Source organism: Furfurilactobacillus rossiae DSM 15814, from assembly GCF_000428925.1.
Classification (GTDB): domain Bacteria; phylum Bacillota; class Bacilli; order Lactobacillales; family Lactobacillaceae; genus Furfurilactobacillus; species Furfurilactobacillus rossiae.
Map to the genome: position 1 here is coordinate 375,328 of NZ_AUAW01000001.1, position 24,918 is coordinate 400,245.

General features: G+C 44.5%; 22 protein-coding genes. 2 read left to right on the plus strand and 20 right to left on the minus strand.

Annotation, left to right across the window (positions count from 1 at the left end; genetic code table 11):
• Positions 1-101: 101 nt before the first annotated feature.
• Positions 102-1,394: a histidine--tRNA ligase gene (hisS, locus tag G400_RS0101900; RefSeq protein WP_017261959.1), complete on the minus strand. Its 1,293-nt coding sequence runs from the start codon at positions 1,392-1,394 to the stop codon at positions 102-104.
• Positions 1,395-1,769: 375 nt separating this feature from the next.
• Between hisS and G400_RS0101905 the strand changes: the two genes are divergently transcribed.
• Both G400_RS0101905 and G400_RS0101910 read left to right on the plus strand, forming a co-directional pair.
• Positions 1,770-2,633 carry an N-acetylmuramoyl-L-alanine amidase gene (locus tag G400_RS0101905; protein ID WP_017261960.1) on the plus strand — a complete coding sequence of 288 codons (864 nt, stop codon included), beginning with the start codon at positions 1,770-1,772 and terminating at the stop codon, positions 2,631-2,633.
• Between the two features lie 50 nt (positions 2,634-2,683).
• On the plus strand, positions 2,684-3,532 hold the full coding sequence (locus G400_RS0101910; RefSeq protein ID WP_017261961.1) for a fructosamine kinase family protein: 849 nt from the start codon (positions 2,684-2,686) through the stop codon (positions 3,530-3,532).
• 140 nt (positions 3,533-3,672) lie between these two features.
• Here the strand turns inward: G400_RS0101910 and dtd are convergent, their stop codons facing one another.
• The 19 genes from dtd to nusA all read right to left on the minus strand — a co-directional run bounded on the left by dtd (position 3,673) and on the right by nusA (position 24,906).
• Positions 3,673-4,116: a D-aminoacyl-tRNA deacylase gene (dtd, locus tag G400_RS0101915; protein WP_017261962.1), complete on the minus strand. Its 444-nt coding sequence runs from the start codon at positions 4,114-4,116 to the stop codon at positions 3,673-3,675.
• A gap of 46 nt (positions 4,117-4,162) precedes the next feature.
• On the minus strand, positions 4,163-6,400 hold the full coding sequence (locus tag G400_RS0101920; RefSeq protein WP_017261963.1) for a RelA/SpoT family protein: 2,238 nt from the start codon (positions 6,398-6,400) through the stop codon (positions 4,163-4,165).
• Between the two features lie 159 nt (positions 6,401-6,559).
• On the minus strand, positions 6,560-6,970 hold the full coding sequence (locus tag G400_RS0101925) for a hypothetical protein (protein ID WP_017261964.1): 411 nt from the start codon (positions 6,968-6,970) through the stop codon (positions 6,560-6,562).
• 83 nt (positions 6,971-7,053) lie between these two features.
• On the minus strand, positions 7,054-7,821 hold the full coding sequence (locus tag G400_RS0101930; RefSeq protein WP_017261965.1) for an RsmE family RNA methyltransferase: 768 nt from the start codon (positions 7,819-7,821) through the stop codon (positions 7,054-7,056).
• The gene (gene prmA / locus G400_RS0101935) at positions 7,821-8,771 is read right to left on the minus strand and encodes a 50S ribosomal protein L11 methyltransferase (RefSeq protein WP_017261966.1); all 951 of its coding nucleotides are present in this window, start codon (positions 8,769-8,771) and stop codon (positions 7,821-7,823) included. Before prmA ends, G400_RS0101930 begins: the two co-directional genes overlap by 1 nt.
• Before the next feature lie 33 nt (positions 8,772-8,804).
• The gene (locus G400_RS0101940; protein WP_017261967.1) at positions 8,805-9,839 is read right to left on the minus strand and encodes a zinc-binding alcohol dehydrogenase family protein; all 1,035 of its coding nucleotides are present in this window, start codon (positions 9,837-9,839) and stop codon (positions 8,805-8,807) included.
• 284 nt (positions 9,840-10,123) lie between these two features.
• Complete coding sequence (locus tag G400_RS0101945) at positions 10,124-10,459, minus strand: hypothetical protein (protein WP_017261968.1); 336 nt, start codon at positions 10,457-10,459, stop codon at positions 10,124-10,126.
• Positions 10,460-10,528: 69 nt separating this feature from the next.
• Positions 10,529-12,370 carry a translation elongation factor 4 gene (gene lepA / locus G400_RS0101950; RefSeq protein WP_017261969.1) on the minus strand — a complete coding sequence of 614 codons (1,842 nt, stop codon included), beginning with the start codon at positions 12,368-12,370 and terminating at the stop codon, positions 10,529-10,531.
• 261 nt (positions 12,371-12,631) lie between these two features.
• Entirely contained in the window at positions 12,632-13,765 is a 1,134-nt protein-coding gene (gene dnaJ / locus G400_RS0101955; protein ID WP_017261970.1) for a molecular chaperone DnaJ, read from the minus strand.
• A 174-nt stretch (positions 13,766-13,939) separates the two neighbouring features.
• Positions 13,940-15,805 (minus strand): molecular chaperone DnaK, encoded by a 1,866-nt coding sequence (gene dnaK, locus G400_RS0101960; protein ID WP_152323444.1) that lies wholly within the window; start codon positions 15,803-15,805, stop codon positions 13,940-13,942.
• A gap of 28 nt (positions 15,806-15,833) precedes the next feature.
• A complete protein-coding gene (grpE, locus tag G400_RS0101965) occupies positions 15,834-16,430 on the minus strand; it encodes a nucleotide exchange factor GrpE (RefSeq protein ID WP_017261972.1) in 597 nt (198 codons plus the stop codon).
• Between the two features lie 53 nt (positions 16,431-16,483).
• The gene (hrcA, locus tag G400_RS0101970) at positions 16,484-17,527 is read right to left on the minus strand and encodes a heat-inducible transcriptional repressor HrcA (protein ID WP_026017153.1); all 1,044 of its coding nucleotides are present in this window, start codon (positions 17,525-17,527) and stop codon (positions 16,484-16,486) included.
• Positions 17,528-17,737: 210 nt separating this feature from the next.
• Positions 17,738-18,712 carry a riboflavin biosynthesis protein RibF gene (gene ribF / locus G400_RS0101975; protein ID WP_017261974.1) on the minus strand — a complete coding sequence of 325 codons (975 nt, stop codon included), beginning with the start codon at positions 18,710-18,712 and terminating at the stop codon, positions 17,738-17,740.
• A 41-nt stretch (positions 18,713-18,753) separates the two neighbouring features.
• Positions 18,754-19,662, minus strand: a complete 909-nt coding sequence (gene truB / locus G400_RS0101980; protein ID WP_017261975.1) for a tRNA pseudouridine(55) synthase TruB — start codon at positions 19,660-19,662, stop codon at positions 18,754-18,756.
• Between the two features lie 135 nt (positions 19,663-19,797).
• Positions 19,798-20,160, minus strand: a complete 363-nt coding sequence (gene rbfA, locus G400_RS0101985; protein ID WP_017261976.1) for a 30S ribosome-binding factor RbfA — start codon at positions 20,158-20,160, stop codon at positions 19,798-19,800.
• A 45-nt stretch (positions 20,161-20,205) separates the two neighbouring features.
• Positions 20,206-23,088, minus strand: a complete 2,883-nt coding sequence (gene infB, locus G400_RS0101990; RefSeq protein ID WP_017261977.1) for a translation initiation factor IF-2 — start codon at positions 23,086-23,088, stop codon at positions 20,206-20,208.
• 13 nt (positions 23,089-23,101) lie between these two features.
• Positions 23,102-23,413: a YlxQ-related RNA-binding protein gene (locus G400_RS0101995; RefSeq protein WP_017261978.1), complete on the minus strand. Its 312-nt coding sequence runs from the start codon at positions 23,411-23,413 to the stop codon at positions 23,102-23,104.
• Positions 23,410-23,712: an RNase P modulator RnpM gene (gene rnpM, locus G400_RS0102000; RefSeq protein WP_017261979.1), complete on the minus strand. Its 303-nt coding sequence runs from the start codon at positions 23,710-23,712 to the stop codon at positions 23,410-23,412. Before rnpM ends, G400_RS0101995 begins: the two co-directional genes overlap by 4 nt.
• Before the next feature lie 36 nt (positions 23,713-23,748).
• Complete coding sequence (gene nusA, locus G400_RS0102005) at positions 23,749-24,906, minus strand: transcription termination factor NusA (RefSeq protein WP_017261980.1); 1,158 nt, start codon at positions 24,904-24,906, stop codon at positions 23,749-23,751.
• Positions 24,907-24,918: the final 12 nt, after the last annotated feature.

Here is a 24,918-nt window from a genome sequence, read left to right on the forward strand (position 1 = left end):
AGAAGCCTGCGCATAACCCGAAAGCCAGCTCATTCGGAAAACCACCGAATGTGTCGTCTTCCACGTTATTGCTCGACTTCTACCAGGGCTTCGGCATCACTCTACTCTTCCGAATACTTATCGTATACGCTAGCGAAGTCTTGATAAATGGCATCCATTGGTAATGTTGTCTCTTCACCTGTTCGCATACTCTTGAAATGAACCGTTTGACTTTCCAGTTCCTGAGCACCAACTGTAATGGTGAATTCGGCTTGACGGCGATCGGCGGTCTTGAACTGCGCCTTTGGTTTGCGATTCAAGTAATCACGATCGGCGCTGAATCCTGCCTGTCGAATTGCTTGAACCAGCTTCAATGTTTCAACGTTGGTCTCCTCACCAATGCCAACGACGTAAGCATTCAATGGATTGCTGATTGGCGCCGTAACGTCTAAATTGTCCAGTAAGAGCAACAACCGTTCCATCCCGATACCAAAACCAAATCCAGGTGTTTCTGGTCCGCCAAGTTCTTCGACTAACCCGTTATAACGGCCACCACCACAAATGGTCATCCAACCATGACCGAGCGCTGGTGAATTCGTTTCAATTTCAAAGATGGTGTGGTTGTAATAATCAAGTCCGCGAACCATCGTTGAGTCAATTTCAAACGGAATTTTTAATGCTTCGAGCATTTCCTTAACGGTGTCCAAATGCTTTTGGGCATCTGGTGTCATGAAATCGAGAATCGACGGTGCATTGGCGACGATTTCCTGATCTTTTTTATCTTTACTATCCAGCACCCGCAACGGGTTCTTGTGTAAACGTGACTGCGAATCTTCACTGAGGTCATCGAAATGGGGTTCAAGGTAATCAACTAGTGCTTGATGGTAAGCTGCGCGGGTTTCTTTATCGCCCAAGGAGTTCACAGCCAGTTTTAGATTGGTCAAACCGAGATGATTAAAGAAATCCATTGCCATTGCCATGATTTCAACATCAACTGCTGGTGAATCACTACCAAATGATTCAACCCCGATTTGGTGGAACTCACGACTACGGCCCGTTTGGGGACGCTCATAACGGAACATTGGTCCCATGTAGAAAACTTTGTATGGTTTTTCTTGTTCGGGTGCGTAAAGTTTATTTTCAACGTAGGCCCGAACGACGCCGGCCGTTCCCTCTGGCCGCAACGCAATGTGGCGATCACCCTTATCATGAAAATCATACATTTCCTTAGTGACAACATCACTGGTATCACCAGCTGATCGTGAAAACACCTCAAAGTTTTCAAACATTGGTGTGCGAATTTCATGAAATTGATAATCGTTAAATAATAGTCGTGCTGTATCTTCTACATAACTCCATTTTTCCGACATTCCCGGCAAAATATCGGCCGTGCCTTTTGGTCGTTGATATTTCATGTGTTTGCCTCCAGTGCAATTTAATATAAACCATTTATCAGAGCATAAAAAAACGCCCCTGAATGTTCATCATCAAGGGCGCTTTACGCACGGTACCACCTTTATAAGTTCTCATGGTAACGTCTGCTGCGACGGGATTTTCATCCACCTAAAAAGTGTCTTCGCAACATTGACCGGACAAGTTTTCACCAACCACTTGCTCTCTGAGTGGGTCGCCGCTGCTAGTAATCTTTCATTAACGGTTTTAATATTATTTCTACGTGTTTAAAACTTAGTTTAGTTTTGCCCTTCTGTCAAGTCGAATCACGTTTTTTCCCGCCTTTCTGGCGTTAGTTTGCTATAATTGATGTACTTTATTGTACAAGGATTGAGATAATGAAATTTTTGAAACAACGATGGTTCCAATTACTGCTAACAATTGCTGTTACAGTAACGCTCGGTGTCTTACTCGTATTGCTGACGCGTGAAGAAACGGTGACGGTGAGCATCAATCAACTGAATGTGCGTTCTGGACCAAACGTTAATTATAAAACGGTTCATAAAGCCAAACTAAATTCTCGACTGGTCAAGATCGGTGAAAAAAATCTATGGTACCACGTTCGCTACGATGATCGTCACACGGGTTGGGTAGCGAGTTGGCTCGTTAATCGCAGAACTAATTTGAAGGAAGCCACTAACCTGTCTGAAGCTACCATTGTGATTGACCCTGGCCACGGTGGTAACGATTCTGGCGCGCTCCATACATTAGATGCAACATCGTCAAAGTATATGGAAAAAACGTACACCTTAAAGGTTGCTCAAGAAGTTGCCGCAGATTTGCGTCGTCACGGTGCTCACGTCATTATGACACGTGACAGCGACAAGTATGTCGGGTTGGCCCCACGACCGGCCATTGCCAACGAGGTGAAAGCTGACGCCTTTATCAGCATTCACTTCGATTCATCACCAGAAGAAAATCAATCATCAGGATTAACAACCTACTATTATCACAAAAACATTTCGATGAAGCTGGCGAAAGCCTTGAATAGCCAAATGAACCATTATCCCATGTCAAATAAAGGCATTGAATTCGGCAACTTTGAAGTAATTCGGGACAACCAGCGACCGGCCGTTTTATTGGAAATGGGTTATATCAATGACCGTGATGATTTTAAAACGATTTCCGGCGTCACGTATCCTTATCGGGTTGCCCGCTCTATCACCAAAGGCCTCACCGATTATTTCAGCGATGCTAATTAATCATTTTTAAATACATTACACACCTCACTATTTAAGAAAGGATGAGTACGATGAGACAAAAGACATGGTTTGAACAATTACCAGTTCATCAGATCAATCAGGTGACCGCCGTTCATGGTGGTGATGTGAACGCGGCCTATCGTCTTGACACGAGTGACGGCATTCAATTTTTGAAGGTTCAGCCTAACCATCCCCAAGCCTTTTTCCAGCATGAAATTGACGGATTGAGCTTATTGGGTCAAGCAGCGACGGTTCCACAAGTATTGGCAACTGGGGAAATCGACGGCGACGCTTTTCTTCTCCTTAGTTGGATCAACGAAGGCACCACAGGTAATCAACGAGCAGTTGGCGAGGCGCTGGCTAAGGTTCACCAGCGAGTTAGCCCAAATCAGCAATATGGTTTTGACCACGATTTTCTCATCGGCAAAATTCCTAAGCATAATCAGTGGCAAGCAGACTGGGGCACCTTTTTCACGACACAACGTTTAGACGCTGTCGTAGATTTAGCCAAGGCCAATCATTATTGGAATCCAAGTCGAGAAGCCCATTATCAAAGAGCACGCCAAGTCTTTCTGGACTTATATTCTGACTATCAGCCACTACCATCTTTATTACACGGAGATTTTTGGTCAGGCAACTTCATGTTTGATGACAATGGCGGTGCCGTCTTAATTGATCCAGATGTCTATTATGGTGACCGCGAATTTGATATTGGTGTCACTACCGTTTTTGGCGGGTTCAACGAAGATTTCTACAATGGCTATCAGAGTGTCTTTCCTTTTGCTAAGGGCTTTGATCAACGGTTGCCATTCTACCGTCTTTACTATCTATTAGTTCACCTCAACTTATTTGGTCTCACCTATGCGGGTGCGGTTGATCAGATACTCGATAATTATTAATCGTCTTAAAATAAATAAATGTATATGAAATCAATTTAGCCGTGAGCAGAAATGTCATCGCGGCTTTTTTTGCCTTGAAATAGTCAGGTTCGAACTAAAAAGACGATCAGTGCAATAAATCCACTAATCGTCTCAAATTTTTATTCGTGATTTCTTTCATACATCAAGGTAACGGGTCCGTCGTTTACCAAACTCACTTGCATATCAGCACCAAATTTGCCTGTTTCAACAGGTACTTGCACCGCAAGCTGTTCGTTAAAGTACTTCCATAATGGCTCTGCCATAGACGGCTGACCAGCATTGGAAAAACCTGGTCGATTACCCTTTGCTAAGTCAGCATACAACGTGAACTGAGAAACGGACAAAATTTGTCCGGCAACATCCTGAATATTCAAATTCATCTTGCCACTGTCATCGCTGAAAATACGGCAATTCAAAATTTTATGAGCTAAATAATCTGCCTCAGTCTGTGTATCCGATGGTGCAATGCCGACCAGCAACAATAACCCATGGCTTATTTGGCCAACCATTACTTGATTAATGTCTACCTTGGCCTGACTTACTCGTTGCAACAGTACACGCATTATCTACATCCTCCAAAAATTGGACTACGCAATAACCAAAATCCGATCAGTGCGTTGCCCGGAGCACTTCGTACACATCTGGGACATTCTTCACGTTGTCCATAATATGGTTAAGAACCTCAAGATTGCGGACACCAACCGTCGCAGAAATGACGACCATCTTATTATGGTCCACTTTACCGGTCACAGAGGTCAAGAACTTCGTTGTATTGTTGATCATCCGTAGAACATCGTTCAATAGACCATTCCGGTTATAGCCGCGAATTTCAATATCAGCGTTGTAGTTAGTCCGGTTGTTTTCCGGATCATCCCATTCGACGTCCACAATTCGCTCACCGTGCTCTTCTGCCGATTTGACGTTAGGACAATCAGCTCTGTGAACGGAAACACCACGCCCCTTCGTGATGTAACCGACAATCGCGTCACCTGGAATTGGTGAACAACAATGGCTCAAACGTACGAGAAGATTGTCGACGCCTTCAATGATGACCCCATCAGAGGACGATTGTTTGGCATCAGCCTTAGCAGTGGTTTCCTGCGTTTCTTCGTTCTTTTCACTGCTATCGGTAAGAATTTCACGTTCCGTCTCAGCTTGTTTGTCGGCAGCAATTTTAGCCCGCTCGTCCGAGGTCAAACGATTTGCGACGCCGCGCGGTGCAGCATCTCCAAAACCAATGGCAGATAACAGATCATCTGCTGAACGATAATGCATCCGTTCTGCTACATTCTCCAATTTGGCATCTGTCATGATCTCTTTAGGATCAAAATTAAGCTCGCGCAATTCATGCGTAATCATGTCGCGACCAGCATCAATATTTTCTTCACGATCCATTTTACGGAAATACTGTTTGATCTTATTACGAGCGCGTCGTGTGTGTACCAAGTTGACCCAGTCACGACTAGGACCGCTAGAATTCTGTGACGTCATGATATCGACAATGTCACCCGTTTTAATTTCAGAATCCAGCGGCACAATCTTACCGTTGACTTTTGCCCCAGTTGTATGATTACCGACTTGCGTATGGATAATATAAGCCATATCTAACGGTCCGGCACCCTTTGGCAATTCCAGTACATCACCCTTAGGTGTGAACGCGTAAACGGAATCTGTGAACAGGTCACCCTTAACGCCTTCCATAAAGTCGTCGGCGTTAGTCGCATTGTTCTGTAGTTCAATGATTTGCTTAAACCAATTTAGCCGATCGCCATTACTGGTTTCTTGAACTTCATCCGTTTGACCTTCTTTATAAGCCCAATGCGCGGCAACCCCAAACTCAGCTACTCGATGCATTTCTTCCGTTCGAATCTGCACTTCCAGTGGCTTGCCTTCAGGGCCGATAACGGTCGTGTGAAGGGATTGATACATATTTGCCTTAGGCATGGCAATGTAGTCCTTAAACCGCCCTGGCATTGGTGTCCAGTGTGTGTGAATCGCACCTAAAACTGCGTAACAGTCACGAATTGATTGAACAATAACCCGAATGGCCAATAAATCATAAATCTGGTCGAATTGCTTATGCTTGTCAACCATCTTACGGTAAACGGAATAAATGTGCTTTGGTCGACCATAAACTTCCGTTTTGATGTGCAGATCACTAATGGCATCTTTGAGTTCACCAATTGCTTCATTGATAATCTCAATCCGCTGATTCCGTTTGGAATTCATCAAATGAACAATCCGATAATATTGTTCCGGATTGAGGTAACGCAAGCTTAAGTCTTCAAGCTCCCACTTAATGGTGCTGATCCCTAAACGGTCCGCCAATGGCGCGTAAATCTCCAGCGTTTCATTCGCAATTCTGCGCTGTTTATCTGGGCGCAGATGCTGTAAGGTCCGCATATTGTGTAGCCGATCCGCCAGTTTCACAATGATGACACGAATATCATGTGACATCGCGAGTAATAATTTACGGTGATTTTCTGCTAATTGTTCTTTGTTGGAGCGATATTTAATCTTACCAATTTTAGTAACACCATCAACGATTTCGGCAACATCATTGCCAAACTCGTTGCGCAAGTCATCAAGTGTTACGACCGTATCCTCAACAACATCGTGAAGAAAACCGGCCTCAACCGTTTCTGGATCCATTCGTAGATCGGCTAAAATTGCCGCCACCTGAATTGGATGCATAATATATGGCTCACCGGACTGACGCTTTTGTTCAGCGTGAACCCTAGCCGCAAACTCATATGCTTCCCGCACTTGGGCCACGTGCTCTGTATTCATGTAAGAACTGACCTGAGCCATAACTTCATCAGCCGTCCAAATATGTTCTTTTGACATTATTTCACCCCAAATGCATTTATTGTTGTCCTAATTTTACCCGAAAAGGTAAATTAAACAATGCCTACGCTTAAATCTACCGCTTACAGTAAGCCATTGGTAGCAAAAATGCCAGTCTTAGGTAAACACCTAACACTGGCAGCAACATAATCTAAGTCATTAACGACCAACCGCTAATTTACCGGCAGCAACTGTCTCAGCCTGATGTGCATGAGCCGAAAGCGAACGGTGGTCAGTGGTAAAACCCGTGTGGAAACCACTCATAAAATAGCTAACACACGCATAGCCAACTGCAAGGTAATAGGCGTATTCATGTGCGTTATCTTTCAAAAAGTACGTAAACAGCGCAAACAACACTGGGAAAATCAAAACACGCCAACCGGCATGTTGCGAGCGACCAATTTGCCAGCCACTGACCAGCGCATATAAACCGTTAATACCAAGCAACACCCACATTACTTTATGGTAAACGGTCATGCTACTGGCATTAGCCAGCCATGGTAATAAACCACCAAAAAATAAACCGAGTAACCAATACTGCCAACCACTATGTGCCCTCAGACCTGTCATTGAATCGCCACGCTTTTCATCAAATTTTAATTTATGTTGAACATTATAGCCAATTTACCGTACAGCGTCACGATTAATTTTCATTAATTTACATTTTTTGAATCTTTTTGCAGCTCAACGGCATAAGATAGCGCACTTAAAAAGTACAGCGGCGCTGTTTCGGTTCGTAAAATTCGTGGTCCCAACCCTGCAGCCACGTAACCATTTGCGGTCAGCTCGTCGACTTCTTGAACAGCTAGTCCACCTTCCGGTCCGAAGATGACATTGATTGTTTGACCAATTCGTATTTTTTTAAACGTTTGAACTAAATGACCGGTTTCTTGCTTTTTGGCCGACTCTTCCCAGGCTACCAGATTAAAATCGGCGGGCATTGCTGCCGCTTCCTTTAAAGAATTCGCGTATTTCAATTGAGGAATCACAAGACGGTGTGATTGCTGAGCAGCATTAGTCGCAATCACCTGTAATCGTGCCAACTTTTTAGCAGCCTTTTGTTTCCATGAAGCGACTGACCATTGTGTAGGTACAAAAACAATTTCGTGAACTCCCAATTCGGTTGCCTTTTGCGTAATTAATTCGGCTTTGTCACCCTTAGGAACCCCACAAATAATGCGGGCGTGCACTGGTAATTCCACATCAACGGCTTGCTTGCGTTCCACATGCATCGTCGCGCTTCGGTGATCGCTATCCAGTTTCACGAGTCGTGCAATCAATAATTCGTGTAACGGTGTGACAAACTCAGCTTCGGTGCCCTCAGTGGCACGTAGTACTTGAACAAAATGTTTGTATGTCGCTCCGTCCAACTGAAATTCAGTTGTTTGTTGCCAATCCTGGGGTAAAAAATAATGTTGCATCAGTCATCTACCTCCGGCTTTTTGGCGATAATGCCATACCAGTCACCACGCCGCAACGTTTCGACAATTTGATAACCAGCTTCCCTCAGTTTGCCAACGACCAACGGATACTTATCCGCAATGATGCCGCTAGTTAAAAACAGACCACCTTTTGGCAACAACGGCCATGTTTGCGGAATCAGTGGCACAATAATATCGGCTAAGATATTGGCAACAATAATATCAGCTGTTTGCGTAATACCCTTTAACAGGTCATTAGCACTCACGTGGACATCCTTAGCAACTGGGTTGAGGTCCAAGTTGCTTTTAGCCGAGTCTACAGCAATTTGATCAACGTCATACGCAAAAACTTCGCCAGCGCCAAGCTGTTTTGCTGCAATAGACAACACACCAGATCCTGTACCAACGTCCAACACGGTTTCACCACCCCGAATGGTTAATTCCAACGCCTGCAACATCAATGCCGTCGTTGGGTGAGTGCCGGTACCAAACGCCATGCCAGGATCTAGCGTTAACGTCTTTTCGTTTTCGTCTACCGGCTGATAATGCTCCCAACTGGGAACAACTGTCAGATAACGGGTAACACGTACCGGATGGTAATATTTTTTCCAAACGTTAGCCCAGTCCGCTTCCGCAACTGGTTTTTGCAACACAGTCGCCGGTCCAGCATCCAACCCAAAATCATCAAGTTCATTAATCCGTTGTTTAATTACCGGAATAATCGTTGACAGCTCAATCGTCTCAGGATAATAAGCGGTTACCACAGCACCATGAGTCAAATGTGGCAAATCTCGTTTATCCAATAATTCACCAGGAAATTCTGGTTGCAATGCAGCAAAATCCGCTGCGTCATCAATTTTAGTACCGGATGCACCAGCATCCATTAAAATGTTGCTCACGGCCTCTACCGCTTCATTAGTCGTTGTTACGCTTACTTCTGTCCACTGCACCTTAGTTTTCTTCCTTTCACTTTTAAAAATTAATTAGGCTTTTTCACTGCCGTTAAACGGTCCGGTAACAACCACTTTACCGACCATCTTGTTGGCTTCAACTAATTGATGTGCAGCACGCAGATTGTCGGCGTTGATGCCTGAATCAATCGTCGTGGTTAACGTCGTGTGCAAGATTTGTTGATCCGCCAATTCCGCGATTTTTGCCAATAATTGACCTTGAGAGCTAAGGTCGACACCATAATCACTTTTTGCAAACATATATTCCCAATCAAAACTAGCAGCCTTATTCTTCAACAGTCCCATCGGCAATGGCTCGCGATTCTCGACGATAGATGCGACATGACCGAACGGCTTAATTAATTTTGCTGCCGTTTCAAAGTACTGATCGGTGGAGTGCAGAATTAAGATACCATCAAAGAAATTGATTCCTGCATCTGCCACTTGAGGCGCCAAGGCTTCACGATGATTAAAAATGTGAGTGGCGCCCATTTTTTTGACCCAATCACGAGTTTCTGGGCGTGATGCTGTCGCTGAAACAGTCAATCCCGCCCACTTAGCCAGCTGAATGGCGACAGAACCCACCCCGCCAGCACCATTGATGATTAACAATTGTTGGCCAGTATTAGCGTCAGCAGCCATTTTAAAACCCATTTTAGTAAAGAGAACCTCGCTGGCCGTCAATGACGTTAATGGCAACGCTGCTGCCTCGGCATCCGTTAAGCGCTCAGGAGCATGTGCAATCAAACGGGCATCGACTGCCTGTTCTTCGGCATTGGCGCCATCGCGAGCGGTACTACCTGCATAGAACACACGATCACCAATCTCAAAATGATCAACCGCACTGCCAATTTCGGCAATTTGTCCAACTGCGTCATAACCAAGAATTGTACCCACTGTCTGACTTGTTAACGCTTGGCGTAACTTGGTATCGACGGGATTAACGGATACTGCCGTAATCTTAACACGAACGTCATGCTCCCCAACGTTGGGTGTTGGTCGAGTACCATCAATCATCGCAGCCCGTTCATCGATACTTTGTGTGCCAAATGATTCAATTACCCTCATTGATTTTGACCTCCAACCTTTTTCTAAACTCTATTGTCCCAAAAAATAACTGAAAATACCATCACTGAGCTTGTACCAACAGTTTATCATTTCTATAACCAACTGTTGAAACCACTAGATTAATAGCCGACTAGGCCAGCGCAACTAGTGGACATAACAGGCCGATCTTCGTCCGTCGAATAAAAAAATCTCTCTGCGCCGAATTAGTCTACTAATCGACACAAAGAGATATTAATCAGTTATTATCAGTGGCTTAAAACACCGAAGGCACCCACACCGTGAGTTTATTCACCAACGTGTTCCCGTTCGGCCGCTTTCCGAACTTTTGCATACCGTTCCCGCCCATCATCTGTCAAAATGTGGCTGGCCAAGTATTTCAATAACTCATTTTCATCTTGGAATACCCGTGGATTATGCTGTCCGTGAAGACGAAGATCAATCTCGTCAATCTTTAACCGCCCAGTCCAACTATGACTGTACTTAGCAATCAAACGGTTATTGAGCTTCTTCTTACCAAAGCGGAGAACGTACACGTGTTGTGGCACCATCATCGGCCGAATGTACGTCTTCTCATATTTAAACTGACTTGCTTTCAAAAACGTTTTGGTCCGTGCTAACACACGCTCACCTCCAATTTGTCTTTCTTATTTTGCTCATTAATTCACCAATAGTCAATGTCAAATGAACAATTATTTTGTTTTATGACTTTCTTCTTCGTCAGTCTGAAGAACAGCCATAAATGCTTCTTGTGGCACATCAACGATTCCGACGGCTTTCATCCGTTTTTTACCGACTTTTTGCTTCTCGAGTAACTTCATCCGCCGCGTACGGTCACCACCATATAAGTGAGCCGTTACATCTTTCCGATAAGCCTTGATGTCAGACCGGGCCACTACTTTGGCACCAATGGCCGCTTGGACTGGGATTTCAAAGTTCTGACGAGGAATGATTGTTTTTAAACGACCAACAATGGTCCGACCACGATTGGCTGCAAATTCGCGTGCAACAATAAAACTCAGCGCATCAACTTTATCCCCGTTCAGTAAGATATCAATCTTAACAAGATCGCCTGGTCGGTATTCATCCAACTCATAATCTAAGGATGCATAACCACGGGTGCTACTTTTAAGACGGTCAAAAAAGTCAAAGATGATTTCAGATAATGGCATGTAGTATATCACGTTTACACGGTGATCATCAAGATAAGCCATCGTATCAAAGTCACCGCGTTTTCGCTGACATAATTCCATCACCGCACCAACGTAATCATTTGGCACCATGATGGTTGCCTTAACGTAAGGCTCATTGATTGTTTTAATGTTAGATGGGTCAGGCATTTCAGAAGGATTTTCCACAATGACTTGAGAACCATCAGTCATATCAACATGATACGTAACAGACGGTGCCGTCGTAATTAAGTCCAGGTCAAACTCACGTTCTAACCGTTCCTGAACCACGTCCATATGCAGCATTCCTAGGAATCCACAACGAAAACCTGAGCCCAATGCCTGTGACTTCTCCGGTTCAAAAACTAATGCTGCATCGTTAAGCTGTAACTTCTCCAAAGCGTCACGCAAGTCGTTATACTTACCATTATCGGTTGGATATAATCCTGCGTAGACCATTGGATTCATCTTACGATAACCTGGTAAGGCCTTTTCGGTCGGATTAACAGCATCCGTCACCGTGTCACCCACTCGTGTATCCGCAATGTCCTTAATGGATGCAGTGATATAGCCAACATCCCCCGCCATCAACACGTCACGTTTGATTGGCTTCGGCGAGTTAACGCCGACTTCGGTCACTTCATACTCTGTTCCCGAATTCATCAAACGAATGTGGTCACCGGGCTTAACCGTTCCCTCCATAATTCGGAGGCTCAAAACAACCCCACGATAATCATCATAGATTGAATCAAAAATCAACGCTTTTAATGGTTTGTCCAAATCACCAGTTGGCGCCGGTACCTGGTGCACGATTTGCTCAAGAATATCAGTTATCCCAATCCCACTCTTGGCACTTGCTAAAACAGCATTAGATGCATCAATCCCAATATCTTCTTCAATTTCCTCACGAACAACTTCTGGCTGAGCCGATGGCAAGTCAATCTTGTTAATAACTGGCAGAATCTCTAGATCATTATCTAACGCTAAATACGTATTCGCTAATGTCTGTGCTTCTACACCCTGAGCAGCATCTACCACCAATAAAGCCCCTTCACACGCCGCTAATGAGCGTGAGACTTCATAAGAAAAATCCACGTGTCCAGGCGTATCAATTAAGTGAAAGATATAGGTTTCCCCGTCCTTCGCGTGATAGTGTAACTCCACTGCGTTTAACTTGATTGTAATCCCACGTTCACGCTCCAGCGGCATGTCATCTAGCACTTGATTCTGCATTTCCCGTTTGGACACAGTATCGGTCAATTCTAGAATGCGATCAGCCAAGGTTGATTTACCGTGATCGATATGGGCAACAATCGAAAAATTTCGAATATGTCGCTGTCGTTCCTGCATTTCCGTTAGATCCATGCACATTTCCTCCCTGCAACTCACGAAGCTAACCTTCGGTATTGTTACACATTACCTTTTGATAACGTTGAATTCTAAACACTTATTATACCAATGATCTTGCCCTGCGACAATTTATATCAAACAAATGATCGCCTAAAGTCTCCACTAGCATTCAAATAATCGACAAAGCTTAAACTCGCCAGTATAAAGATAAAGACGTATCCCGCAGTCATTTTACCGCAGAATACGCCTTTACCATTCATTTCGTTCAACTGCTTGTTAACGTCGGCCGAATAGACCGCCATGACCAGTTGGGACATCCTCGCCGCTAGCTTTAGCAAAAGCCTTAAGCGCATCCTTTTGAGCCTTATTAAGACCCTTAGGCGTTTGAACAGTTACTGTAACCCGTTCATCACCATTACCATTACCACGCAAATGAGGTGCACCCTTACCGCGCAACCTGAAATTAGTACCAGTCTGAGTGCCAGCTGGAATCTTCAAGTTAACGTTACCATGCACTGTTTTTACTTCAATTTCGTCACCTAACGCGGCTTGAGCAAACGTCAGTGGTTGACTGAAGTAAATGTCGGCACCATCACGCTGAAAGTCTTTGCTTGGTTGAACCGTGAAGACAATGTACAGGTCTCCGTAAGGGCCGCCATTCGTTCCAGCCTCACCTTGACCTTGTAACCGCATTTGTTGACCATCGTCGACACCTGCAGGAACAGTGACTTCGATTTCGTGATTTTCAGTGTTGTGACCTGTACCATGACAAGTTGGGCACTTTTCTTTGATTTCTTTACCAGTTCCGCCACAAACGTCACAAACTTGTTGTGAACGCATCTGACCAAGTGGTGTGTTCCGGACTGTTTCAACGTACCCAGTACCACCACATTTATGACACGTTACCGGAGAAGTACCGGGTTTAGCTCCATTACCGCCACAAGTGTGGCAAACTTCTTCACGGTCATATTTAATTGTTGTTTTTTTACCGAAAATGGCTTCTTCGAACTTCAAGCTCATCGAGTACTGTAAGTCCTGACCAGGTTGCGGTGCACTTGGATTACGGCGAGACGCGCCACCGCCCCCAAACATTTGACTAAAGATGTCGTCAAAACCGCCAAAGCTTTGACCACCACTAAAGCCACCAAAGCCCTGACCACCGAAACCACCTTGGCCGCCGCCGAACTGTTGCCCAGCATCACCATATTGGTCATACTGCTGGCGCTTTTGTGGATCGCCAATTTTTTCGTAAGCATCAGCAACTTCCTTAAACTTTTCCTCAGCATCTGGGGCCTTATTCAAGTCCGGATGGTACTTTTTGGAAAGTTTGCGAAACGCCTTTTTAATCTCATCCTGAGACGCATCCCGGCCCACGCCGAGCACGTCATACGGGTCTCTTCCTTGAGACATGTGTGAACCCCCAATTAAAGCTTGTCATCTCGATAACCTAGTACCGATACTATGAGCTTCTGCCTTTTGTTTAGTATTGCGTAAGTTTACCACAGAAATGGTCCTCACATACACAAAGAGTCAAAGATGCGCATGCGCCTTTGACTCTTGTATCGCTATTTCTTATGCGAGAAACTACTTCTTGTCGTCAGGGTTAACCTCTTTAAAGTCGCCGTCAACTGTCTTGCCATCGCCGTCAGCAGAACCTGCTTGACTGCCATCCTGACCAGCCGCAGAACCATCGGCAGCTTGTCCGGAACTAGCGTTTTGTTGATACAACTTAACCGTAAGGTCTTGAACGATCTTGTTCAATTCATCCTTCTTGGTCTTCATTTCTTCAACGTTATTATCAGATTGGGCCTTCTTCAATGCATCACGTGCATCGGTTGCCTTCTTAACTTCGTCATCAGAAACCTTACCCTTGAGTTCTTCCAAAGTCTTGTCAACTTGGAACAATAATTGATCGACTTCGTTCTTAAGGTCAGCGTCTTCCTTGCGTTTCTTATCGGCATCAGCGTTTTCTTCGGCTTCCTTCTTCATCCGTTCGATTTCATCGTCAGACAAACCGGAGTTACTCTTAATGGTAATCTTTTGTTCCTTGTTCGTTCCCATATCCTTAGCGGAAACGTTAACGATCCCGTTTTTATCAATGTCGAACGTGACTTGAATTTGTGGCACACCACGAGGTGCAGCTGGAATATCACTTAATTGGAAGTTACCCAATGTCTTGTTATCAGCTGCCATTGGCCGTTCACCTTGGAGCACGTGAATATCAACGGCTGGTTGGTTATCAGCAGCAGTTGAGAATGTTTGACTCTTAGACGTTGGAATCGTTGTGTTACGATCAATCAACTTCGTGAAGACACCACCCATGGTTTCGATACCAAGTGACAATGGCGTAACGTCAAGCAAAACAACATCCTTCACATCACCAGTGATAACACCACCTTGAACAGCGGCACCAAGAGCAACGGCTTCATCAGGGTTGATAGAATGGTTAGGTTCCTTACCTGCCATGTCCTTAACAGCCTCTTGAACAGCTGGAATCCGAGTAGAACCACCGTTTAAGATAACTTCGTCAATGTCGTCCATTGATAAGTCAGCATCACGCAAAGCATTTTGAACAGGTGTTTTAGTCCGTTCGATTAAGTCAGCCGTCATTTGGTTAAATTGTGCACGTGACAAGGTTTCTTCCAAATGTAATGGACCGTTATCACCACTGGAAATAAATGGCAAACTAATTTGTGCTTCATTAACACCTGACAGATCCTTCTTGGCCTTTTCAGCAGCATCCTTCAACCGTTGCATAGCCATGGTGTCTTTAGATAAGTCCACACCATTGGTCTTCTTGAAGCCATCAACTAACCAGTCAATGATCTTCTGGTCAAAGTCATCACCACCAAGATGCGTGTCACCATTGGTTGACAGAACATCAAAGACACCGTCACCTAATTCAAGGATAGAAACATCAAATGTCCCACCACCAAGGTCGTAAACTAAGATTTTTTCATCTTTGTCTTTTTTGTCCAAACCATAAGCAAGTGCTGAAGCCGTTGGTTCGTTAATGATTCGTTCAACGTTTAAACCGGCAATTTTACCAGCATCTTTTGTTGCTTGACGTTGTGCATCGTTGAAGTAAGCAGGAACAGTAATAACTGCTTGTTCAACCTTTTCACCAAGGTAATCTTCAGCAAATCCCTTGATATATTGTAAAATCATTGCTGAAATTTCTTGAGGAGTATATTTCTTACCTTCAATATCAACCGTGTAACCTGCCTCACCCATGTGACGCTTGATTGAACGAACGGTGTTAGGGTTAGTGATTGCTTGTCGTTTGGCAACTTCACCAACCTGTGTCTCACCATTCTTGAATGAGACAACGGAAGGCGTTGTCCGATTACCTTCTGGATTAGCGATAATCTTTGGTTGACTGCCTTCAAGAACAGCAACCGCTGAGTTCGTAGTACCTAAGTCAATTCCAATAATTTTAGCCATTTTTATAAACTTCCTTATTATTTAATCTAATTGCTTACTGCGCGACAACGACCATTGCTGGACGTAAAACGCGATCTTTAAGCATGTAGCCCTTTTGAAGCACTGCCACAACAGTATCCGGTTTCTGATCGGGGCCAACCGGTGTGGTCTGGACTGCTTGGTGCAACGTTGGATCAAACGGTTTGTTGAGTGCTTCAATCTCCGTCACGTTATTTTCCTTCAAAGCATTTTGAAGGTGGTTATACACCATTTCAACACCGTGTTTCAACTGTTTTGCAGCTTCATCCTGAACGTCAGTATTCAAGGCACGCTCAAGGTTATCCAGCTCGGGAACCACGTCGTGTGCCAATTGTTGACCATCGTACTTCATCAACTGGGCGGTTTCTTTCTTTTGCCGCTGTTGAATGTTGGCAATTTCTGCCTGTGCTCGAAGTAATTGATCGTCCTTCTCCGCTAATTTATCATTCAGCTTATCAATTTCAGCAGATTGATCGACGGTATCATTTTCCGTTGGCTGCTGAACCTTTTTCTTAATGTCCTTAGCCGTTGGATCCTTCGCCTTAGCTGCGTTTGCCTTAGCCTGTTGATCATCTTTTGCTGCTGATGATTGGGCTTCTTTTTTGTTTGACAAACTGCCACCTCCATTTAATTTTATAGTCAAACCACTGGTAACTGGTAAAAGCCTTAGTCATCCAGGTTTCGATAATAATCCAAAAGCTTAGCGGCCAGTTCTTGTCGGAATGCACCAACTAAACCAATCATTCGCGAATATGGCATCCGTGTTGGACCTAACACGGCAATCATACCTCTTCCGTGGGAACCCACATCGTAAGTTCCTGTAACCAAACTATAATGCTTAAGTAAATCATTGGTAATCTCATTACCAATCTTCACCTGTACTTTATTGTCCGGTGGACTTAAAACACTGGCGATATCATCTGACGTATCAAACAATTGATACAGCGATTTTAAGTCCTGCGGGTTGTGGTTAACGGAAAAGTTCAGCAAGTTTAAGCGGCCGCCAACGAAGAAACGTTCCGTAGCTGCTTGATCTAATACACGACCGAAGATTTGTAAAAAACCTTCCGGGGTTTGCATATATTGACCAACTTTTGCAGGAATTTCCACACGCAGTTTGTCCACAATTTCAGTAATTGGCAAACCAACTAACTGATCATTAATCAGACGAACCACTGTTTCCAGCTGATCGCTGGACATTGAGCGTGGAATCGTGAACGTTTGATTAGCAACTTCACCGCTGTCCATTACCAAAATTGCCATCACCTGTCGATTGCCTAAAGGCACTAACCGAAAACCACTTAGTCGCGCATCTGCCTGTTCAGGCTTAAGTGTGAAAGCAGTATATGACGTCAATTCCGATAATAAATTGGCCGACTCTTCAATGATTTCATCAATCTTATTAAAAGAACCGCTCAATTCATTTTGGATTAACTGAATATCGGCATGTGCCACCGCATCATTATTAACAAGATGGTCAACATAATAACGGTAACCTGCCAGCGACGGAATCCGTCCCGAAGACGTATGCTCTTTTTGAACATAACCCTGTTCTTCCAACGATGCCATTTCATTGCGAATTGTTGCAGAGCTAACGTGAATCGGTAAGCGCGCTGCAAGGGCCTTAGACCCAACTGCCGCACCGGTTTCCGTATACTCACGCACGATCGCCTGCAAAATCACTTTTTGTCGTTCTGTTAGCGTCTTAATCACCCCTTTTAGCACTTACGCTATTTGAGTGCTAAGAACAGTTACTAATATAACAACTTGGTCAAACAAAGTCAAACAATTTTGGCGACTTCAAACATCTTTTGTTAATTATTTTTTTCAACGCAATTAACCATCGAAAAAACCTCAAAATGGCAACAAAAGAACGGCTCTTTCCTAAATGTGGGGAAAAACCGTTCTTTCATTAAAAAGTTACTGTTTCATCGATAAACGTTCAACGGGTCCTTGTCGGTGTTTCGTCATGAAGGCGCGAGTGTCTGCAGCATCCTGGTCTAGTTGATGCACCAAAGCATCCGCACCGTCAAACTTAACTTGACCACGCAGATACGCACCCCAAGCGACCTTAACCTCTTCACCGTAAACTTCCTGATTAAAATCAAGTAGATTAATCTCGATAGTGATAGGCCGATGTTCACCAAACGTTTCGTTGCGACCTATTGAAGCCATGCCCGGATACCATTGCTGCCCGATTTGGAGCCACACAGCGTAAATTCCAATGCCTGGAACCCGTTCACTCGCTGTCGGATCAACATTAGCCGTTGGATAGCCTAATGTGCGTCCACGCGCCTCACCATGAACAATAATTCCAGTAGTTTGGTAGGTGTAACCCAACAACTCGTTGGCTTGTGCCAGTTGGCCATCATCAATTAACTCACGAATTCGCGTCGAACTATCCTTGGCCTGGTCAATTGCCACTTGTTTGACCTCGACCACATCAAAACGCCCTTTAGCATAAGTCGGCAATTGTGCCATACCAGCAATTGCCTTTTTGCCATACGTGTGATCAAATCCGGCAACCACGGCCACCGCATGCAAACCAACCATGTAATCGTCAACAAATTTCTGTGGGGCAACCGCCGATAACTGGGAAGTAAAACTAATGCCATACACAATATCAACGCCGAGCTGATCTAATAATTCTAATTTACGGTCAAACGTCGATAAATAGCGAAAGGAGTCAACGGATGTCTTGTAGACAATTGAAGGATGATGCGTGTATGTCAACACCGCAAGCTTGACACCTCGTTCATTGGCCAATTTACGTGCCCGCTCAATTACCGTCTGATGACCAATATGCACACCATCGAAAAACCCCATTGCTAAAACAACCGGTCCATCAGGAATTTGTTCTGATCGGTATGGATGTCGTAAATAAATAACTTGCAATGTTTCGCACCTTCAATATCAAAAATTTTAATTTACATTCATTACAGATGATTCGAAAACATTTTCAGTGGCTTGGCTACTTTACCGTCAGTTGACAATTGGTAAAGCGCCTTAATATGATTCTGGAACTTAAGGGCAGTGACCTTTTGATCAACTAATACAGAGGGCGACAAAAAACCGCCATTTGTGACAATCTGCCATTCAGCTAACGTTAGCTCTGTCACGGGATAATGAGCCAGCGCAACATCAATTGGCAATAAATACTGATTAATATTGCCGGTAGTCATTGCGTCGGCAACCTGTTCTAAAGTGACTGTTTGTGACAGATCAAAGCCACCACTTTTCAAACGTGTCAAATCGCTCATAACGGCCGGGACACCCAATGCTTCACCCAGTTGAACGGAAAGCGTTCGAACATAAGTCCCCTTACCACAGCCAATTTCAAACGGAATCACTTGAGTTCCGTTTTTTTTGTCGAAACTCGTTGGTCCCGTTTGTTCGAAACGATCAACATGAATGTGACGCACTGGACGTTCAACTGTTTCCCCAGCCCGAGCGTACTCGTATAACTTGCGCCCATTAACTTTGACTGCTGAATACATCGGTGGAATTTGATCAATGTCACCAATCAGTCCCATCATAGCGTGCAAAATTTGAGCATCAGTAAATGGCTGCGTTAACGGTTTTCGAGCAATCTCTGCCCCGTCTAAATCTTCGGTTTCCGTGGCAAACCCCAAAGTTACTGTGCCACGGTAAACTTTCCCTGACGCCATTAAATACGGCACGACCTTCGTAGCCGGTCCCACACAGATAGGCAACACACCATCAACATTGGGATCTAACGTTCCTGAATGGCCAATCTTTTTTGTGTGCAATATTTTTCTCAGTTTAAAAACCACGTCATGACTCGTCATTCCACGCGGCTTATTAATCGGCAAAATGCCTTCCATGGCAGCAGAACCTCACTTCATCTTTTAAGGATGCACCAGCCTACAGCGGTCCATCAATTTGAATTAATAACGGTCACAATTATAACCTAGCAAAAACTAAAAAGCGACTGCCAGTCTTGGCAGTCGCTTTAATGATTAGTCACGTTCTTGTTGGTGTAATTTATTAATTAATTCATCAATATGATTACCATACTGAACGGATTTATCTTGCTCAAACGTGATTTCAGGTGTCTTGTAGATGCTTAGCCGACTGCCAAGTTCGCTACGAATCAAACCACTAGCCTTGCTCAATCCAGCTGCAGCCTTTTCGTTATCACTTGCCTTGTCGGACAAGATACTGTAATACAATGTTGCCTCTTGCAAGTCGCCCGTTACCTCAACACCGGTAATAGTGACACCGGCTACACGAGGATCACGAACCCGTTTAAGCAAAATATCAGCAACTTCACGTTGAATCTCCTGTTCCAGGCGACCCACACGATAATGCTTATTTGGCATCGTCTTTCACTCCTAACGTTACTTGAATTTACTAAACTATCGAGATTATTCGACGGGAACTTCCTTCATCACGAAGGCTTCGATAACGTCGCCAACCTTGATGTCGTTATAACCAGCAATGGTTAGACCAAGATCAAAACCAGCTTTAACCTGCTTAACCTGATCCTTGAACCGTTGTAGAGAGCCTAACTTACCTTCGTAAACGACAACGCCATCACGGATCAAACGAACACCGGCATCGCTGCTGATGTAGCCTTCCGTAACCATACCACCGACAACAGTTCCGACTTTAGAAACTTTGTAAAGTTCACGAACCTCAACCTGACCGGTAACCTCTTCTTTGTAGACAGGTTCAAGCATACCCTTCATGGCTGATTCAATTTCATCGATAGCATTGTAGATAACGTTGTGCAAACGAATGTCCACACCATCGCTATCAGCTTGCGACTTGGCTTGAGCGGTCGGACGAACGTTAAAGCCAACAATGATTGCATTTGAAGCTTCGGCTAAAGTAACATCACTTTCATTAATGGCACCAACGGCCTGATGAATAATGTTAACCCGAACACCATCAACCTGAATCTTCTGGAATGAAGTTGCTAATGCTTCAACAGAACCTTGAACATCGGCCTTGATGATAACGTCAACTTCCTTCATTTCGCCTTCCTTCATGGTGTCGAACAGATTGTCCAACGTCACGTGGTTAGCATGTGAGCGTTCTTCAACTAAAGCACGCTTAGCACGTTCCTCACCAGCTGCCCGAGCAGATTTTTCATCTTCAAAGACAACAAACTTGTCGCCGGCTTCTGGTACATCGTTCATCCCAGTGATTTCCACTGGTGTTGCAGGTGTAGCTTCTTTAACGGTCCGACCACGATCATTGTTCATGGTCCGAATCCGTCCGTAAGTGTTCCCAATAACAATTGGATCACCGACTTCAAGGGTGCCTTCTTGAACCAAGACAGTGGCAACAGGGCCACGACCCTTGTCCAAACGCGCTTCAATAACTGAACCAAGAGCACGCTGTTCTGGATCTGCCTTGAGTTCCATCAAGTCAGCTTGCAAAAGAATCATGTCCAATAATTCATCCAGGTTTTTATCGTACTTGGCTGAAATTTCGACAAAGATGGTATCGCCACCCCAGTCTTCAGGAATCAAGTTGTAAGCAGACAACTGTTCAATAACATGGTTCGGGTTGGCACCTGGCTTATCAATCTTGTTAACGGCTACGATAATTGGCGTCTTAGCAGCTTGCGCATGGTGAATAGCTTCAATGGTTTGAGGCATAACACCATCATCAGCAGCAACAACCAAAATCGTAATATCAGTAATGTCCGCACCACGCGCACGCATAGCAGTAAAGGCCGCGTGCCCGGGTGTATCGATAAAGGTAATCTTACGACCCTTTAATTCAACTTGATAAGCACCGATCTTCTGAGTGATCCCACCGGCTTCACCAGCCGTAATGTGAGAATTACGCAGTTGATCCAACAGTGTTGTTTTACCGTGGTCAACGTGACCCATGATTGTTACAACTGGTGGACGTGGTACTAACTTAGTTGGATCAGTCGTCGATTGCTCTTCGAAGAATTTGTCGATATCAGCAATATCTTCCTTAGGCTTTTCTTGAGCTTCGATACCGTAATCTGCTGCCAAAATTTCAATAGTATCCTTATCCAAACTTTGGTTTTGGTTAACCATGACACCCAGCATAAATAATTTCTTAACAATTTCCGCAGTCTCACGGTGCAAGATTTTACTCAAGTCCTGAGCGTTCATGCCAACGTCATACATCAATACATCTGGTAATGGACGTTCCTTACGAGTTGGTGCTGGCTGTGCTTGGGCAGTCTGCTTAATTCGTTGATTACGTTTATTACGTTTTTGGTGCTTCTGTCCATATTGTTGTTGACCACGGCCGCCACGACGGTTGTTATTGCCAAAACGGTTACCGTTGTTACTGTTACTGAAACGGTTATTACGACCACTGCCATTGCTGTTGTTATTGGATGACGATGCACCGGCATTAGCAGTTGGTCGGTTCGAAGTACGCGAACTCGTGTTGCGCGAGTTGGTACTGTTCCGGTTGTTTGAGTTACCAGAATTGTTAGAGCCATTGTTGTTACGTGAGCCATAACTACGGTTATTATCACGACTACCGTTATTAGTGTTGTTATTACGGTTGTTGCCACTGTTACCGTTATAGCCTCCACTACGGCCATTTGAATGCGAACTGTTGGTGCTATTACGGTTAGCCGTTGTGTGGTTGTTATTGCGTGAGTTATTGTTACCGCCGTTACGCTGATCAGTGTTTCTTCCAGCTGGCCGCGACTGAGTTGATCGACTAGTCGTGTGACTGGCAGTAGAATGCGGTGCATGACTTGTAGCGGTTGTCTTAGCCGTTGCCTGTGAACGAGGCATCGTTGACTTAGCAGCTGACGATGCAGTCACTGAAGTTGCGGTAGACTGAACAGCTTGTGATGTCGTTTTAGCTGCAGTACTTGTGGCAGTCTGTGAAGCAGCAGCTTGAGAGCGTGGTGCCGTTGACTGCTGTTCTTGCTGACGTTTTGTTTGACGATTATTCGTCCGTGGATTGCTCAAATTCATGATCCGCCCTTCGCCGTGTAGGTTGGCCCCGTTTCGGCCAAAATTAGTATGGCGACGGTCCGATTTCTTATTATTGTTGATCAAATGGTGAACAACTTTGCGTTTAGGTGCGGCATCACCAGACTTTTCGTTTGCCGCTGCATTGGCAGCCTTCGCTTGAACAGTCGGTTTAATAATCCCACGTAACGTCTTTTCTTGAGCATCACTAATGGTCGCCATGTGATTATTAAAACTCATCCCCTTGGCGCTTGCCTTCGTTAGGAGCTCCTTGCTGGAAACATTAAGTTCCTTCGCGAGTTCATAGATTCGCTTATTGGCCATCCTTTCACTCTCCTCATTTCATTTTATCCAATAACGTTTGCATTTTTTTGGCAAAGCCAGCGTTGCTGACGCCTAATGCTGAACGTTGTCGTCCTGTAGCCTGACTCAGTTCCGCAACATTAAATGCAGTACTGACCGGCACATGGTAAAAGCTTGCTTTATCAGTTAACTTCTTTTTTGAACTTGCGCCCATGTCATTTGCAACCCACAGAAAACGAATATTGCCTGCTTTAATCGCTGCTAATACCATGGGTTCACCTGTAACCAACTGGCCCGCCCGTTGTGCCAGGCCAAGAAGGTTTAATAACTGCTGCTCTGGGGTCATTTGTGATTGTCCCCAAACAGCTCGCGCCGGGCTTGCTGGTGATCGACATAAGCAATTAACTCTTCATAGAAAGCGTCGTCAACTTTCATCCCAAACGCCTTGTCCAAGCTATGCTCATGTTGTGCCTTTTTAGCCGTCGCTGTATCAATGGTCACATAGGCGCCACGACCATTTTGCTTACCCGTTGGATCGATTGTGACTTCATTTTCCTTATTCTTGACCACACGAATCAAGTCTTTTTTCGGAAACATGTCGCCACTGACAATGTCTTTACGCATGGGTACTTTACGCTGATGCATCACAATTCCCCCTTAAGGTTAAAAACTAGTGCCAGTCTACTTTTCGGACTGATCGTCGTCTTCGCCCTTTTCAAAATCGGGCTTGTCGACCTCAACGTCTGACCCAGCTTCAACATACTCCTGATCATCCGCATCTTCAAACAAGTTAGCAGCTTCAGTTTCTGACTTAATATCAATCTTGAAACCGGTCAGCTTAGCAGCCAAGCGGGCATTTTGACCACGCTTACCAATTGCTAATGACAATTGATAATCTGGAACAACCACCGTGCAAGCCCGTTCGTTTTCAGAATCGAACACAACATCAACTACTTCAGCTGGGTTCAGTGAGTTAGCAACGTATTGTGCTTCGTCATCCACCCATTCAACGATATCCATGTTTTCACCGGATAATTCATTAACAATAGATTGGACACGCTGACCACGAGGACCAACACAGGTACCAACAGGGTCCAAGTTAGGATCATTAGACTTTACGGCAATTTTAGCACGATCACCAGCCTCACGGGCGATCGAAACAATTTCAACAGTACCATCATAAATTTCTGGCACTTCTTCTTCAAATAGGCGTTTCAGTAACTCTGGATGCGTCCGGCTAACGAACACTTGTGGCCCTTTAGGGTTATTTTCAACCCGCGAAACATAAACCTTGATCTTATCGTGCATCTTGTATGTCTCGTTTGGCATCTGATCTGAACTAGCCATAACGGCTTCAACCGTATTAGAACCACTGCCTAACGTGACGTACAAGTAACGTGTGTCCTGGCGTTCAACTTCACCAGTAACGACTTCATCCATGTACTGACTGTATTCATCGTAAACCAAACCACGTTCAGCTTCACGAACTCGTTGCATGATAACTTGCTTAGCCGTCTGAGCAGCAATTCGGCCAAAGTTTTTTGGTGTTACTTCAAACTTGATTTCGTCGCCAATTTCATAAGCCCGATTGATGGCTACAGCATCTTGCAAACTTACTTGCAACTGGTCGTTTTCGACATCCTCAACCACAGTTTTAACTGCGTAGACCTTGATATCTCCTTTGCGTTCGTTGAATTCAACATCAACGTTAGCAGCTTGATTATAATTCCGTTTGTAAGCAGAAACTAACGCTGCTTCCAACGCTTCGATAACCACTTGCTTTTTGATCCCTTTTTCTTGTTCAAGAGCGTCTAGCGCCCCAACCAATTCTTTACTCATTTCCTAGTACTC